The following is a 15,347-nucleotide window of genomic DNA, read 5'->3' as shown; positions in this document are numbered from 1 at the left end:
CGGCGGGGGCGGCTCGACGGCCGGCGCCTCCCACGGGGTCGTGTCCGTGCCGGCGGGGGTCGCCTGGCTCGGCCATGTCGGGGATAAAGGTCTGCGGCAGCACCTGGAACCAGCTGCCGTCGGCCTGCTGGACCTCGACCCAGGCGTGGATGTCACGGCCGCGGATGACGCCGTCGTCGGTCGCGGTCGCCCCGACGACGATCCGGGTCGGGATGCCCAGCCGGTTGCCGATGAGGCCCAGCGTCGAGGCGTACTGCTCGTCGTTGCCGGCGAGCGGGTCGGAGTTGAGGAAGGCGTCGAGACGCCCGAGGCCGTGCCCGGCGGGGAAGCGCTGCGTCTGCGCCGCGAGGTCGTCGTCGCCCGAGGGCGCGTGGTCACCCGTCGCCGGCGTCCCGTCCGTGTAGGTGCCCTCCTCGCGCAGGGTCGTCGCGATGTTGCGGAACTGCCCCCACCGGTCGGTGGCGTCCCCCTTCCACGCCGCGATGCGCCCGTCGACGAAGGAGGCGTCCCCCGAGATCGGCATGCTGCCCGAGGCCACGGGCAGGGACTCGGGGAGGGCACCGGCCCCCTTCGGCGGGAGCTCGGTGCGCACCTCGTAGCCGTCACCCGGGCGGATCGCCGGCGGTACGAGCACGGTGTTGGTGCTGAGGTTGAGCCAGGCCTGCCCCTCGAGCCGCTCCTGCGTGTCGTCGAGGAACTCGATGCCCTCGACCCGACCGGTCGTGAGCACCCACGAGCCGGTGTAGCCACCCTCCGGGACGGTCACCTTGACCTGCGTCGTGTCGTCGCTGGCGAGCACGCCGACCCGGCGGCCGAACTGCTGGAAGGAGCGGCCGGCGTCGGCCCGGTCGGAGCCGCGGCCGGCGATGCCCCACGTCGACCCGTCCCACGTGTCGAGCGTGGCCAGCCGCATCGGCGTCGTCGCCGGGACACCGTCGACCTGGAGCAGCTGACGGTCGTAGAGGCCCGTCGGGCTCGTCGCCGTGAACTCGCGGTACCGCGAGAGCGGCGAGGCCAGGACATTGGTGTCGTGCCCCGGCACGACATCGGTGCGCACGACCTGCCGCTCACCACCGCTGCCCGGCAGGTGCGGGCCGAGGAGCCCGCCGACGAGCGCGGCGACGCCGAGCAGGACGGCCCCCGCGACGACGCGCGACAGCGCCGGGCGACGGGCCCCCGGACGGGCGATGCCGACCTCCGGGTCGAGGTGGTCGCGGGCGACGCACCACGCGACGAGGAGGAGGACGAAGACCAGACCCTGCACCCACGGGGACGCCGGAGCGCTCGTGCCGAGGGCGATCGTCACCGTGAGGAGGACGAAGGGAGCCACCCCCAGTCGCAGTCGCGAGCTGGTCACGCGGGCGGTCGCGTAGGTCGTCGCGGTGCCGACGAGCGCGAGGAAGAAGGGGACGGCGAGGACGTGGCCCCGGGCGTCCACGGGCGGCACGAGGGTCAGCAGGTCCATCCAGCCGCGGGTCGGCCCCGCGAGCAGGTCGCGAAAGGTCGTCCCCGTGGGCAGGAAGCCCCACTTCACGTCGTCGCGGACGGCGAGCGGCCCGCCGAGGAGGAAGTAGAGGACCGCCCCGAGCGCGGTCGTCGCGACGAGGGGCCACCGGTAGGTGCCCTGGATGTGCCCGAGCACGAGCCCGAGCAGGACACCTGCGGCAGCGGCCTGCCACCACTCCCAGCCGAAGACCACCGTGCGCAGCCCGACGAGCGCGCACGCGACGAGCGCGATGGTGAAGACGGTGTCGACCCAGTGGGCGGCACCCGGCCGCATCCGGCCGAGGGTCGCGCGCACCTTTTCGCCGGTCGTCTGCTGGGGCTTGATCATCCCCGGCTTGGGAGCACCCATGAAACTCATGCCGGGACCAGTCCCGTGACGACGTCGGTGAGGTCGCCGAGCTCGGCGAGGGTGACGACCGTGAGGCCGCGCACCCGACGCACGGTCGCACTGGCCGTCGGGTCGACGATGACGGCGACCTTGTGCACCTCGGTCTCGAACTCGCCGAGGCACTGCTGGATCTCGAGGAAGGCCCGCGCCGGGCCGGTGCACAGCACGGCGACCGACGAGTCCGGGGCGTGATGGACGACGACCCGGGCCGACCGGACGAGGTCGACCCGACCGAGCGTCGCCGTCGTCAGGGTGTCGAGGACCAGCGGGACCGTGGTGCGCGAGGCGAGCCCGTCGCGGCACACGACCGTCGCCTCCTGCTCGTCCTTGATCGACTGGACCATGAGGGAGGCCGCCACAGCGATGGCGGTCTCCACGTCCCCTTCGCCATCGGTGTACATCGCCGGGTCGGCGTCGACGACGACACCCAGGTGCGACCGACGCGTCTCCTGGAACTGGCGCACGAAGAGCTGGCCGTGCTTGGCGGAGGAGCGCCAGTGGATGTGGCGACGGTCGTCGCCCGGCTCGTACTCGCGCAGGGCGTGGAAGGAGATGTCCGCCATCGACAGCTCGGGCGTCGCCTCGCCCTCGAGGTCACGCAGCAGGCCGTGGGCGCCGGACTCGAGCGCGACCCGCCGCGGGTGCACGTGCATGATCTGCTGCTCGCCGAAGGTCGCGGTCCGGCGGGTGATGCCGAGCGGGTCACCGACGACGGTCGTCGGCGGCCCCACGGGGACGGCCCCGCGGCGCGGCGTCGCGATGGGGAAGGAGGTGCGGTGCTGTGCCCCCTTGCGCAGCAGCGGCACGGGGATCAGCTCGTCGTGGTCACCGACCGGCAGCCGCACGAGCGAAGGGAGCATCGTGCGCCGCGAGGCATTGGTGAGGACGACGTGGCCCTGCGCCAGGTCGCCGATCTCCGCCCGGACCGGCTCGACGACGAGCGTGACGTCCGCCTTGTGACGACCGAGCGAGACCAGCACGCACACCGCGACGAGGGTGAGGAGGGTCGCCGCCATGATCGTCAGCTCGACCCACCCGAGGACCGCGCCGAGCACCCACAGCAGGACGCCGAGCGCGAGCAGGGTCCAGCCGAGTGGGGTGACCCAGTCCAGCCGACCGCCGAACCACGTGCGACGGACCCGCTCGTCCGTCGCCGCGACACCGGAGCGGACCGCCCGGCCCGCGCCACGACCGGCCGCGACGACCGACGCGCCGGGCAGGGTGACGGTGCGGCGGGCGCCGGTGGCACGCAGCTTCGACGACTCCGCCATCTGCTGCAGCCGGGCCTCGTGCTTCGACGGGCCCGTGGGGGTCGCCGGAGTATCGGGCGCGCGGACGCGACCGCGCCCACGAGGGGCGTCGGGCGGCGGGGTCGGCAGTCCGGTCGTCATCGAGGACTGCTGGTCAGGCGACGCGCTCGGTCGGCGGGGCGACCTCGCCGAGCACGCGGCCGATGACGTCACCGACGCGGACGCCCGCGAACTCCGCCTCGGCGGACAGCAGCAGGCGGTGGCTCATGACCGGCTCGGCGAGCATCTTGATGTCGTCGGGCACGACGTGCGTCCGGCCCTGGCTGAGCGCCCAGGTCTTGGCGCAGCGCACGAAGGCCAGGCAGCCACGCACCGACAGACCGAGGCGCACGTTGGGGTGACGCCGCGTCTCCTCCGCGATCCGGGAGACGTAGGCGAGGATCGCCGCGTCGACGTGCACCTGGTCCGCGAGCTTGGCCATGTCACCCACGACCTTCGTCGTGACGACCGGGCGCAGACCGCGAGCCCGGTCACGACGAGCGGCGTCGGCGAGCACGGCGACCGTCGCCTCGTGGTCGGGGTAGCCGAGCGAGGTCTTCATGAGGAAGCGGTCGAGCTGGGCCTCCGGCAGGCGATAGGTGCCCGCCTGCTCAATGGGGTTCTGCGTCGCGACGACCATGAAGGGCACGCCGACCTCGTGGGTCGTCCCGTCGATCGTCACCCGGCCCTCCTCCATGACCTCGAGGAGCGCCGACTGCGTCTTGGGCGAGGCCCGGTTGATCTCGTCGGCGAGGACGATCGAGGCGAAGACCGGCCCCTTGTGCAGGTCGAAGCGCTTGCTCTGCTGGTCGTAGATCGTCACGCCGGTGACATCGCTGGGCAGCAGGTCCGGGGTGAACTGGATGCGGCTGTTGGTGCCCTGGACTGTCGCGGCCAGCGCCCTGGCCAGCTGCGTCTTGCCCGTCCCCGGGTAGTCCTCGAGGAGGAGGTGGCCCTCGGAGAGCAGGCAGGTGAGGGCCAGCCGCACCACGTGCTGCTTGCCGAGGACGACCTGGTCGATGTTGCCGACCATCTGCTGGAAGGCCTGGCTGAACCACCCGGCCTGCTCCTGGGAGACGCTCATCGTTCCTGCTTCCTCATCCGGATTTCTTGGTGGACGTCGAGGTCGGGCTCTTGGCGCCCGAGCCCTTCTTCGTCGTCTTCTTCGAGGACGTCGAGGTCTTCGACGGCTTCGGTCGACTGGTGCTCGTCGGGGAGGCGCTGACCGACATCGGGTCCCACACCCGGGGGGTCGAGCCCGCCGACTCGGCGGGCCACGTGTCGATCCGCACCTCGCCCGGCAGGGTCAGGTCGTAGACGCGACCGGTGTCGAGGTCGTTGAGCAGCACCTGACCCCGGTCGTGCCGCACGGCGACCGGGTAGCGGCGCGAAAAGGTACCGGAGACGGGCAGCTCGGTCGTGGGCGAGCTCGCCTGACCGCAGGCGGAGCCCCAGCGCACGGTGTCGCCGTCGCCCCAGGCCGCGTAGAGGCAGTCTCCGTTGATCGTCGGCCGGGAGATGCGCTGGTAGCGCGCCTGCGCTTCCTCCTCGGCGAGGCCGGAGGTCACCCCGGTCTCCGTGGACGACTCGGCTCCCTCCACGATCCGCACGTAGCCGGCCTCGTCGCGGGTCTGGAAGGCGACGACCTCGTTGCTCGGGCCGGCCTGCTGGAGGGTCGCCATGACGAGGGTGACGCCGGCCTGGTCCTGGGTCTCCCCCGGCAGCGCCTGCGGCTGCTCGAGGCCCTCGGCGTGGACCTCCCCCTTCTCGAGGTCGAGGACGACCCACGCGTCGCCGACCGCGGTGATGTCCGCGGCCCGCCCGCTGAAGCCGAGGTCGCTTCGCTCGGGCGACCCGAAGCCGTCGCCCTCGGCGGGGATCTCCACGACCGTGCCCGACTCCGCGGACACCGCCATGACGTCCCCGTCGACGTCGACCGTCACCGACGCATTGGGCCCGACGGTGGTGAGCTCACCGGTGTCCATGAGGTCCGCGACCGGGGTGCCCCCCTTCGGGTCGAGGCGCTTGGCCCAGACCCGTCCGGTGTCGTGGTCGACGACGGCCAGGGTGTTGCCGCGGAGACCGACGAGGTCGGGCTTGGCGTAGTCGACACCCGTGACGTAGGTGGGCTTCGGCAGCTCCACCTCGCCCTCGAACGGCTCGCCGGACCGCGAGTCGATGCCGACGAGACGGCGGTCGCTCGTCACGGCGACGACGTTGCGGCCGTCCTGGAGGATGTCCGGCGGCGCCTCCCCCTTCGCGCCCGAGGCGGCCTTGCCGCCCCCGATGACGAGGTCGAGACCGTGGGCGCCGGTGTTGACCCGACCCCAGTAGCCGGTGCTGCCGCCCGAGACCCAGATCCCGCCGTCGGACAGGGCGACGTCGTGGACCGGCTCACCGTCGGCACGCACGGCGAGGATCACGAGCACGACGACGAGCACCGAGACCATGGCCCCCGAGACGGCGGTGAGCCAGACGGGCCGACGACGTCCCGCGGTCTGGGCGGTCCCCTCGGCCGCCCCCCTGCCCCTGCACGCTCATCCGCCGGTCAGTCCTCCTCGGAGGAGGCGTCGTCGAGGAGCACCAGGTCGGCGTCGGTCACCATGCGGGTCGACAGAGCGTGCTCGACGAGCCGTGACTTGCGGTTGCTGGCGAGCTTGCCCGGGCCACCGTGGAGACCGCGGATGCCCGCGTCGGCGAGCTTCTGGCAGACGTTGTCGAGCTTGCGGTTGAACTTCGTGACCTTCCACCCCAGCCGCTCGGCCGCCGCGGTCGAGCTCGGGATGCTCCCCTGCCCGGCCCCGTCACGCCGCAGGAAGTCCTCGCACAGGGCGACGACGAGGAGCTTCTGGTCCGGCGTCAGCGAGACCCGACCGACGGTCGTCTCCCCGCCCGACTGAGGCACGAGCACGTCGTTGTCGATCGAGACGAAGCCCGGGTTGGCGACGAGGACGTCGAAGTCGTAGGTCGTGGGGCCGGCCGTGAACCACACGGTGACCCGCTCGAAGGCCAGGGGGATCCGTGCCCCCGGGTTGAGCCACGCCTGGAAGAGGCCCTTCTTGTCCGCCACGGTGGCCGTGAGGGTCGAGCCGATGTTGGTCAGCCACCACCAGCCGCCCTCGTGGGTCACCTGGAGGAAGTGCCGGTGGAGGAAGGGGTTGTCGTCGATCTCGACGTCGCCCTCCCTGCCGATCGTCAGCGTCCCGTCCTTCGGCGCCTCGTGGAGCTCCCCGCAGAAGTCCACCGTCACCACGCTGTCACTCATGAGTTCCTCACCGTCTCGCACTGCACCTGTGACCACCCGGACCGCTGGGAGCCTCGCACGACCTGGACCGTCGCGCACTGCTGTACCCCCGGGGCGACCCCGAGCCGGTGCTCCGTGCCGTCGACGCGGACGGGGGTCCCCGTCACCCGGTCGGGATCCTCACCGGTGCGGATGTAGAAGTAGTCCCCATCCTGCAGGCCCGGATAGGCGAAGGTGAAGACCATCGTCTCCCCGTCGAGCCGGACCGACAGGTCGGGTGCACCGGAGAGCGCACCCGTCGGCTGGGTCGGGTCGACCTTCGTCGTCGGCGGCGGGTCGGCCCCGTCGCGGGTCACCCACAGGACGGCACCGATCGCGCCGCACACGAGCAGGACTCCGACGATGCTCGCGATGAGCGGCACGAGGCCGACCTCGATCCCCTTCTTCGGGGGCTCGGGGACGGGAGGCGGCGGGGTGGTGCGGGGACGGGTGCTCACTTGTCCGCGCACTTCGTCTCGCTCCACGGCGAGTAGTCCTCGCCGCGCTGGACGCGCACGCGCGCGCACTGGCGACTGGCCGACCCGAACTCCTGCGAGAAGGTCCCCGTCCCGGTGGTCGTGTCGATCTCAGAGACGCCGTAGGCCGTCGCCTTGTCGATGACGTCCTCGGACAGGGCCGCCTTGACGAGGTAGCGGTCACCCTCTTGGTAGGTGGGGTAGTCGATCGTGTAGACGAGCTGCGAGTCCTCGACCTGCATCGTGAAGGTCGGGGCGCTGTCGAGCGAGCCCCCGGTCGCACCGCCCGTGCCGGACGTCTGCGTGCCCTCGCTCCCACCGTTGAGGGCGAGCGCCGTACCGATGATCCCGACGATGAGGAGGAAGCCGCAGGCGCCGGCGACGATCGGCACCCAGCGTCGCGGGCCGGGCCGTCGTGGCGCGCCGGACCCGTGCCGGGGCCCACTACCGGGACCACCCGGCGGTGACTGCAGCGGGCGCGGGCCCGAGGCCTGTGGTGGACGGGGGGCCGGAGCTCTGCGCGGGCTGGGGGCCCGGCGCGTACGGCGGACGGGGGCCGGAGGACTGCGGAGGTCGCGGCCCGGACGCGTGGTCCGGACGCGGCCCGGAGGGCGCCGGGTCACCTGCGCGGGCGACGACGCCGTCCGCGATCGGCACCGGCCCGGAGTGCCCGATGCTGCGTCCTCCACTCAGCTGCCCACCGATGACCGGCTGGCCGAGCGGCGGCGGCGGGGCACCCGTCGTGGGGCGGGGGTTGGACCCCGACGAGGCCCGCAGCTGGGTGCGGTCCTGCGTCTGCCCCGGCAGGCGGCCGGAGTCCCCGCTGTGCCCGAGCTCGTCGAGGACGACGATGGCCGTGCGGGAGAAGCGCTCCTCCTGCTCGATCTGCTGGAGGCTGCGGGCGAACTCGATCGCGCTGGCGGGTCGCGCCAGCGGGTTCTTGCTCATCGCCTGGGCGAGGAGCCGCTCGAGGGACTGGGGCACGTCGGCCCGGCCGGTGCTCGGCGGCGGGTTGGACCGGATGCGGGGCATGAGCTCCAGGGCCGAGTTGTCCCCGCCCGGCACCTCGAAGGGGGACCGCCCGACGAGCAGTTGCCACAGGGTCGCCGACAGGGCGTACACGTCGGCGCGCGCGTCACCGTTGCTGTGGCCGAAGAGGACCTCCGGCGGGGCCCACGGGATCGAGACCCCGAGGTCCTCGTCGAGCTCCTCGAGGGCACCACCGCGCCCGGCGATGCCGAAGTCGGTCAGGCCGGGCGAGCCGTACTGGCTGACGAGCACGTTGGCCGGCTTGATGTCGCGGTGGATGACCCCGGCCCGGTGCGCGGTCTCGACGGCGCTCGCCAGCTGGATGCCGGTGCGCAGCACCTCCTCGACCGAGAAGCGCGCCGTCCGCGCCCGCTGGGCGAGGTTGGGCGGCGGGTAGTACTTCATGACGAGGAAGGGGCGCCCGTCGTCGCTCGTCCCCGCACGGAAGACCTGGACGATGTACGGGTGGTCCGCGAGCTGGGCCATCGTGTTGGCCTCGTCGATGAACTGCTGCTGGATCGTCGGCGTCAGGCCCTCGGTCTTGAGGACCTTGACCGCGACCTTCATCCGCGGCATCTGCTGCTCGTAGAGGAAGACGTCGGCGTAGCCGCCCGAGCCGAGCGGCTGGACGTAGTCGAGCCCTTCGAGGTCGGGCGGCAACGTGCTGCTCACTCAGGCATCATCCCGTGACCTCGAAGACCATCGAGACCTGGTCGGCGAGGGTGATCGTCGTACCAGGCTCGATCGTCTGCTGGTCGCCGGGGCGCACCCGCACCGGCGAGGACCCCGGCAGCGCCACGGTCGTGCCGTTGGTCGAGCCGAGGTCACGGACGAGCACGTGCCAGCCGTCGAGCACGACCTCGACGTGGTTGCGCGAGATCTCGTTGTCGGGACTGGAGATGCGCACGAGGTGCGGCGTGCGCGGGCCGGTGACGTCTGCGCGCGGCGCGCGTCCGATGAGCACCCCACGGTCGAGCGTGACGACGTCGCCGGTCGACAACCGCAGGTGACCGAGGGCCGGACGGGCGGTCTGCTCGGGCTGCTGGCTCGGCAGGTCCTGCCCGCACACCCGGCAGCGGGTGGCGTGGGGCGCGTTGAGATGACCGACGGAGCAGCGCACCGCGAGGACCATGGGCTCGGCGGCGCCGGGCTGCTCGTCCTCCGTCGACGTGGGCTCGGGCTGGACGGCGGCCCCCTGGTCGGGGGTCGGCAGGCCCGGCAGGCCGAAGGGCAGGCCCGGCACCCCGGGGTTGGGGCCGGCCGGTCCGCCCGCGGGGGCACCACCGTCACCGGCCCAGGGCACGGAGGAGATCAGCCCGTCGGAGGCCTCCGGGCGGGAGGTCTCGGGGGCCGTCGGAGCTGCTGCTGCGGCCGGGCCGCTGTCGACGGGGGCACCCGGGCCGCTGTGCACCGGCGCGCTCGGCGGCTCGGCGGCTGCCTCGGGCACCCGCGACCCCACCAGGTGGCCGTCGACGAACTGCGGTCGACCACCCCCGGGCTCGTGACCCGTCGCGGTGTCGCGGGCGGCCATGACACCACTCGGCGCCGCCGGGACGGCAGCCCGGGCCGCGGCCGGGATGGGAGCGGCGGCTGCCGGCTCCTCGTCCGTGGGCTCGTCCTGGCCCGTGTCGCTCGGGACCTGCTCATCGGCGGCCTGCGGCGCAGGCACCGGGTACCCGGTGCCTGCGCCCGGCTCCTCCTCGGCCGGGTAGCCGATGTCGTCACCCGAGGTGTCACTGTCGTCGGCGGCGAAGGGAGCGCCCCCCGGCATCGGGGGCAGGCCACCCGGCAGCTCGCCGGCGGTCGGGCCCGCGGGCTCTGCCGGTCCGTCGAGCTCGTCCTCCTCCGAGGGCGGGGCGAGGGTGGCATGGGCCGGGTTGTCGGAGGGCTGGTAGCCACCGGCGGCGGCGACCGGACCGGAGTCGATCGGGGCCTGCTTGGACTCGTCCTCCTCCATGGCCGCCAGCAGCGAGCTGCGGTGGTGTTGGGTGTTGCCGAAGAGGAAGTCGAAGCTCGGCAGCTCCTCCTCGTCCTCCGCCGGGGTGTCGGCGGGCGTCGTCGGGGCAGGAGCGTCGGCGGGCGCCTGCGGCTGGGGCTCGGGCTCGACGAGCTCCTGGGCCTCGGGTGCCGGGCTCTCGACGACCCGCCCCTCCTCGACCGGCTCCTGCTGGGACGGCTCCTGGGCCGAGGTCGCTTCCGCGGCGAAGACGGAGGGGAGCGCCCAGCCGGAGGCCTCGGGCGCCGCTGCCTGCTCGGGCGCCTCGGTGGCGGGCTCGTCGGCCACAGGCTCCTCAGCAGCGGGTCCGTCAGCAGGCTCCTCGACATCAGTCTGCTCGACGTCGGGCGTGGTGACGGCGGGCTCGGGCTCACCCGTGGCCAGCACCACCTCGTCCGAGCCGCCCTCGAGGTCCTCGTCGGTCCACGGTCCGCGTGCGGGCGCGAGGACGGTGCGGGTCCCCTCGGCCCCGGTGACGGTCACCGACGCGGTGCCGCGCACGAGGACCCGGCCGGAGGTCTCGTCGACGAGGGCGAAGTCGGGCGTGCGGCGCACGCCGCCCGTCGTCAGCTCGTCGGTCACGACATCGACGAGGTCGTCGCCGTCGGCCGACCCGAGGGCGGCCTCGACCCGCTCGGCGAGGGAGACGTCGCCCTTCGCGAGCAGGTGCAGCCCGTCGCGGGTGACCTCGATCCACCCGTCCCGACCGTCGATCCTCGTGCTCATCGTCACTCCTTGTCGCTCAGCTGTCCCCGCGGCGCGGTGTCGTCCCCCCGTGGCCCGGGGGCTCGTCTCCGACAGGTCGTCGCCCACCGAACCGTGCAGGTCGACGACCACCACGGTCACATTGTCACGCCCACCGGCCGCGACCGCGGCCCGGACGAGCTCCTCGGCTGCGGCCTGGGGGTGCGGCTCGCGCTGCAGGATCTCATGCAGCTGCTCGTCGGTGATCTCGTTGGTCAGGCCGTCCGAGCAGATGACGAAGCGCTCACCGGCATAGGGCGGCAGCACCCACACGTCGGCCTGGAAGGCGTAGTCCGTGCCCAGCGAGCGGGTGACGACATTGCGCGCCGGGTGGGTGCGGGCCTCTTCGGCGGTGATGACTCCGGCCTCGACGAGCTCCTGCACCTCCGAGTGGTCCACGGTCACCTGGGTGAGTGCGCCGTCGATGGCCCGGTAGACGCGCGAGTCGCCGACGTTGAAGACCGCCCAGTGGTCGGCGCCCCCGGCGGTGACGAGCGCCAGACCGGTGGCGGTCGTGCCCATCCCCTTGTTTTCCGGGTGGGAGTCGACCGCCTCGAGGATGCGGTCGTTGGCCAGCACGAGCTGGCGGCTCACGCCGTCGGCCGTGAGGTCCTCGCGCGAGACCAGCTCGCGCATCGTCTCGACGACGATGCCGCTGGCGACCTCACCGGCAGCGTGCCCGCCCATGCCGTCGGCGACGACGAAGATGCCGCCCTCCGCGAGCGCCGAGTCCTCGTTGAGCGAGCGCACCCGCCCGGTGTCCGTCGCCGCACCCACCCGCAGGGTCAGGCCGGGCAGCTCCTCGGGGCGTGCCACCGCCGTCACCGGGTGACCCGGATCGTCCGCAGCACCTGCTGGACCTCACCGTAGGCGCTCTGCGCGTCACCGCCGCCCACGGACCCGGTGGCCTGGACGAGGTCGACGATGCGGCCTCGCCGCGACCCGGCGAAGAGGTGGATCTGCACGACCGTCCCGATCTCCGGGTCGGTCCACGACACGTTGACCCCCACGAAGGGAACCTCGCCCAGCTCGAGCTCGAAGGGCTCGTCGACGTGGCCCTGGTCCTGCTGGGCGACGAAGCCGCGCAGCTCGTCCAGTGCCTGGCGCATCGAGAAGTCCCCCGTGCGCTGGAAGCCTCGGATGACGACATTGGGCGCGAAGCCGTGGTCGCTCTCGATGCGGCGGCAGGACAGCAGGGTCCCGCCGACCCGCACGGGCGCCCACGTGTCCGGGACGTCGATGGTCACACCGGGGGGGACCCGGGAAGACCTCGCTCGGGTAGGTCAGCTGCGGCATGGGGCGGCTCTCAGGGGTTGATGCGGATGGAGTCGACGATGCGATCGATGGTGGCGTAATCCGTCTCGCGGCGAGCGCCGGCGTACGACCCCGTGACCTGGATGACGTCGAAGACGTCGTTCTGCCGCTGCGCCGTGAACCAGTGCACCTGACCGACGGTGCCCGCCTCGGCGTCGACGAAGGCCACGTCGGCCCCGACGAACTCGCGACCGTCGACCTCCTGGTGCTTGAGCTGGCCGACCGTCCCCTCCTGACGCTGCTGTGCGTACTGCTTCAGCTCCGCGTGGATCTCCTCGGGCCCGAAGGGAGCCAGCCGCTGGTAGAAGCGCACGACGACGTTGGCGAGGAAGTGGGTGGCGCCCTCGTCCCGGTCGCGGATGGCGATGAGCGTGTCCGGTGCCCACACCTGCTCCCAGCCCTCAGGCATCTCGAGGGTGATGGGCGGGGGGGCCGGGGACGACCTCGCTGGGGTAGCTGATCTGGGTCATGCTGCGCTCCTGTGTGCTCGGGGGCGGCGGCCGGGGTCTGGGGCCCAGCCTGCCATCTCGGGACGAAGGGGGGGTCACCACCAGTTGCCTGGGTTGATCGGGGATTCGGCGAGCGACTCACCGACATCGCTCAGGCCGTCGATGATCTCGTTGGGCGAGACCGACAGGTCGAGCGAGATGGAGGCTCCGACGCCGAGGGTGGCGCCGACGTCGAAGGAGACGCCCACCCGGTCGGCGGAGAACTCCGCGCTCCCCTCGGCGTGGGCACCGATGCCGTACGACAGGGAACCGGAGGCCCCCACGCTCGCCGGCCCGAGGTCCTGGCTCACGCCCCCTTCGATCCGACCACCGGCGAAGGCCTCGAGACCGGCCTCGACGCGCGCGCCGCCCGGGCCGATCTGGGCGCCGGCCGTGGCCTCGCCCTGCGCACCGATGTAACCCTCGGCCTGCGCCGACGTGCCGTGGTCGTTGGCCCAGTGGGCCTCGCCGCGTGCGACGTAGAGGCCGGCCTCGGCGCTGGCGTCCACGTAGGCACCGCGTGTGGCGTCGATGCCCATCGAGCCCTGCGACTCCGCGTTGTACGAGAGGAACTCGCCGCTCGCGCCGACCTGGTCGTTGCCGACCTCGCCCCGGGCCACCTGGTCGCCGACCTGTCCATCCCACAGGCCCTGCTCGACGATGGGCTCGCTCTGCACGTTGTCGAGGACGCCCTGCACGTCCTGCCAGCGGTTGTCGTCGAAGGAGCGCTCGTTGGACCACGACTCGCCCCACTCGCGGTACCCCCCACCCTCTCCGCGGGTGCTCTCGTGCGCGGTCTCCCACCCGTCGCCGCGCTCGTTGATGTCCGTGTGCGAGCGCATCTCGTGGCCGAGTGGGCCCTGGCTGTTGAGCCACCGACCCTCGGCGTCCTCCTGCCACGTCTTGCCCGTGATCGGGTCGTAGTGGTGCTTGTTGCCCTCTTCGTCGGTGTTGGTGCGCACCCCCCAGGAGTCCTGGTCGCGCCCGAGGATGTCGTAGCCGTTGCCCATGTCGGGGCGCTCCTCGGCGTCCGTGCCGCGGCCGCGACCGTCACCCGGCTCGCGACCGGGTCCGCCCGGACCGCCCGGACCACCGGGTCCCCCCGCCGCTGCCCTGCCCGCCGGAGCCGCGGTCCTGGTCGTCCGCCTGTCGGCGCAGCTCGCTGGAGATCGAGCGCAGCATCTCGCTCGCGGCCCCGACCTGCTTGCCGGCGTCGTCGCGCCACTGGCGCAGGAGCTCCTGCCCGTCCTCGCCGCCCCAGTTGTCCCCGAGGACCGCGGCGCTCGCATTGCCGCGCACGAGGATCTCCCCGAGTCGATGGACCTGGGTGTCGAGGCCGCTCGCGACTTCTCGGACACGCGAGCTGTCCATGCCTTCACGGACGGTCATGGTTTCTCCCTGGGAGGTGGGCGGTGCGGCCCTCGCGGGCGGGTCAGCCCAAATCTAGGGCGGTGGGCGCCGCAGGGCGATGGGCAGCACTCCCCATCGGACCTGCCCTCACCCGCGCTCGGCCCACCACGCACGCAGCCGGTCTGCGGCGGCCTCCTCGCCGATCGGGCCCTCGTCGAGCCGGACCTGCAGGAGGTACCGGTAGGCCTCGCCGAGGACCGGGCCGGGGTCGATGTCGAGGATCTGCGCGATCTGGTGCCCGTCGAGCTCGGGGCGCACCCGGTCGAGCTCCTCCTGCTCCTGCAGCTCGACGATCCGCTCCTCGAGGTCGTCGTAGGCCCGGCGCAGGCGAGCCGCCTTGCGCTGGTTGCGGGTCGTGCAGTCGGCGCGGGTCAGCCGGTGGAGGCGCTCGAGCAGGGGGCCGGCGTCGGTGACGTAGCGACGCACGGCCGAGTCGGTCCACTGCCCGTCGCCATAGCCGTGAAATCGCAGGTGCAGCTCGACGAGGCGCGCGACCGACCTGGTCGTCTCCTTGTCGAAGCGCAGTGCCCGCATCCGCTTGGCGGTCATCTTGGCCCCGACGACGTCGTGGTGGTGGAAGGAGACACCGCCGCCCTCCTCGAAGCGCCGCGTGCGGGGCTTGCCGATGTCGTGCAGCAGGGCGGCAAGACGCAGGACGAGGTCGGGCCGCGGCACCGGGTGGTCGAGATCCGCGTCGGGGTCCGGCCCCGCCACGCCCTCCAGGTCGATCGCCTGCTGGAGCACGGTCAGGGAGTGCTCGTAGACGTCCTTGTGCCGGTGGTGCTCGTCGATCTCGAGCCGCAGTGCGGGCAGCTCCGGCAGGACGTGCTCGGCCAGGCCGGTGTCGACGAGGACCCGCAGCCCGGCGACCGGGTCGGCGGCCAGGAGCAGCTTGACCAGCTCGTCACGGATCCGCTCGGCCGAGACGATCTCGAGGGTCCCCGCGGCCGCGGTCATCGCCTCGAAGACCTCGGGCCCGGGGGTCACCCCGAGCTGGGCGACGAAGCGCGCCGCGCGCATCATCCGCAGCGGGTCGTCGCTGAAGGAGACCTCGGGGGGCGGACGGGGTACGCAGCCGCCCCGCGGCGAGGTCGAGCATGCCGCCGTGCGGGTCGACGAGCTCCAGGTCGTGGCAGTCGTCAGGGCCATCGCGTTGACGGTGAAGTCGCGGCGGACGAGGTCGTCCTCGAGGTTGTCGCCGAAGGCGACGACGGGCTTGCGGGTCGTCCCGTCGTAGGCGTCCGCCCGGTAGGTCGTCACCTCGACGACGTCGGCGCCCTTGCGTGCACCGATCGTCCCGAAGTCGCGCCCCATGTCCCAGTGGGCGTCGCCCCAGTCGGCGAGGATCGCCTCGGTCTCGTCCGGCGACGCCGAGGTCGTGAAGTCGAGGTCGCCGCTGGTCCGCCCGAGGAAGCGTCACGCAC

General features: G+C 72.8%; 13 protein-coding genes and 1 pseudogene. All 14 read right to left on the bottom strand.

Annotated features, from left to right (window positions below; all coding sequences use genetic code 11):
* A partial coding sequence (locus B277_RS14995) for a transglutaminase TgpA family protein (RefSeq protein ID WP_156811816.1) occupies positions 1–1,864 on the bottom strand: 1,864 nt, incomplete at its 3' end.
* Positions 1,861–3,285 (bottom strand): DUF58 domain-containing protein, encoded by a 1,425-nt coding sequence (locus B277_RS14990; RefSeq protein ID WP_128277039.1) that lies wholly within the window; start codon positions 3,283–3,285, stop codon positions 1,861–1,863. The genes B277_RS14995 and B277_RS14990, both read right to left, overlap by 4 nt.
* 13 nt (positions 3,286–3,298) lie before the next feature.
* A complete protein-coding gene (locus B277_RS14985; RefSeq protein WP_007929797.1) occupies positions 3,299–4,267 on the bottom strand; it encodes an AAA family ATPase in 969 nt (322 codons plus the stop codon).
* 13 nt (positions 4,268–4,280) lie between these two features.
* Complete coding sequence (locus B277_RS14980; protein WP_040881773.1) at positions 4,281–5,633, bottom strand: hypothetical protein; 1,353 nt, start codon at positions 5,631–5,633, stop codon at positions 4,281–4,283.
* Between the two features lie 98 nt (positions 5,634–5,731).
* Positions 5,732–6,448: an FHA domain-containing protein gene (locus tag B277_RS14975; RefSeq protein ID WP_007929794.1), complete on the bottom strand. Its 717-nt coding sequence runs from the start codon at positions 6,446–6,448 to the stop codon at positions 5,732–5,734.
* A complete protein-coding gene (locus B277_RS14970; protein ID WP_007929790.1) occupies positions 6,445–6,924 on the bottom strand; it encodes a hypothetical protein in 480 nt (159 codons plus the stop codon). Before B277_RS14970 ends, B277_RS14975 begins: the two co-directional genes overlap by 4 nt.
* The gene (locus B277_RS14965) at positions 6,921–7,334 is read right to left on the bottom strand and encodes a hypothetical protein (protein WP_007929789.1); all 414 of its coding nucleotides are present in this window, start codon (positions 7,332–7,334) and stop codon (positions 6,921–6,923) included. Before B277_RS14965 ends, B277_RS14970 begins: the two co-directional genes overlap by 4 nt.
* Before the next feature lie 52 nt (positions 7,335–7,386).
* A complete protein-coding gene (locus tag B277_RS14960) occupies positions 7,387–8,643 on the bottom strand; it encodes a serine/threonine-protein kinase (RefSeq protein WP_007929788.1) in 1,257 nt (418 codons plus the stop codon).
* A gap of 7 nt (positions 8,644–8,650) precedes the next feature.
* Positions 8,651–11,527, bottom strand: a complete 2,877-nt coding sequence (locus B277_RS17100; protein WP_156811815.1) for a protein phosphatase 2C domain-containing protein — start codon at positions 11,525–11,527, stop codon at positions 8,651–8,653.
* A 5-nt stretch (positions 11,528–11,532) separates the two neighbouring features.
* Positions 11,533–11,958, bottom strand: a complete 426-nt coding sequence (locus B277_RS14950) for a hypothetical protein (protein ID WP_007929785.1) — start codon at positions 11,956–11,958, stop codon at positions 11,533–11,535.
* Positions 11,959–12,017: 59 nt separating this feature from the next.
* The gene (locus B277_RS14945) at positions 12,018–12,434 is read right to left on the bottom strand and encodes a hypothetical protein (RefSeq protein ID WP_007929784.1); all 417 of its coding nucleotides are present in this window, start codon (positions 12,432–12,434) and stop codon (positions 12,018–12,020) included.
* A 135-nt stretch (positions 12,435–12,569) separates the two neighbouring features.
* Positions 12,570–13,523 carry a hypothetical protein gene (locus B277_RS14940; RefSeq protein ID WP_007929783.1) on the bottom strand — a complete coding sequence of 318 codons (954 nt, stop codon included), beginning with the start codon at positions 13,521–13,523 and terminating at the stop codon, positions 12,570–12,572.
* Positions 13,524–13,563: 40 nt separating this feature from the next.
* Positions 13,564–13,902, bottom strand: a complete 339-nt coding sequence (locus B277_RS14935; protein ID WP_007929782.1) for a hypothetical protein — start codon at positions 13,900–13,902, stop codon at positions 13,564–13,566.
* A gap of 108 nt (positions 13,903–14,010) precedes the next feature.
* Positions 14,011–15,324, bottom strand: a pseudogene (locus B277_RS14930) (CCA tRNA nucleotidyltransferase); the annotation flags it as partial.
* Positions 15,325–15,347 lie beyond the last annotated feature (23 nt).

Source organism: Janibacter hoylei PVAS-1, assembly GCF_000297495.1.
Lineage (GTDB): Bacteria > Actinomycetota > Actinomycetes > Actinomycetales > Dermatophilaceae > Janibacter > Janibacter hoylei.
Note: the sequence above shows the minus strand (reverse complement) of the source record. Positions and strands in the feature narration are given on the sequence as shown.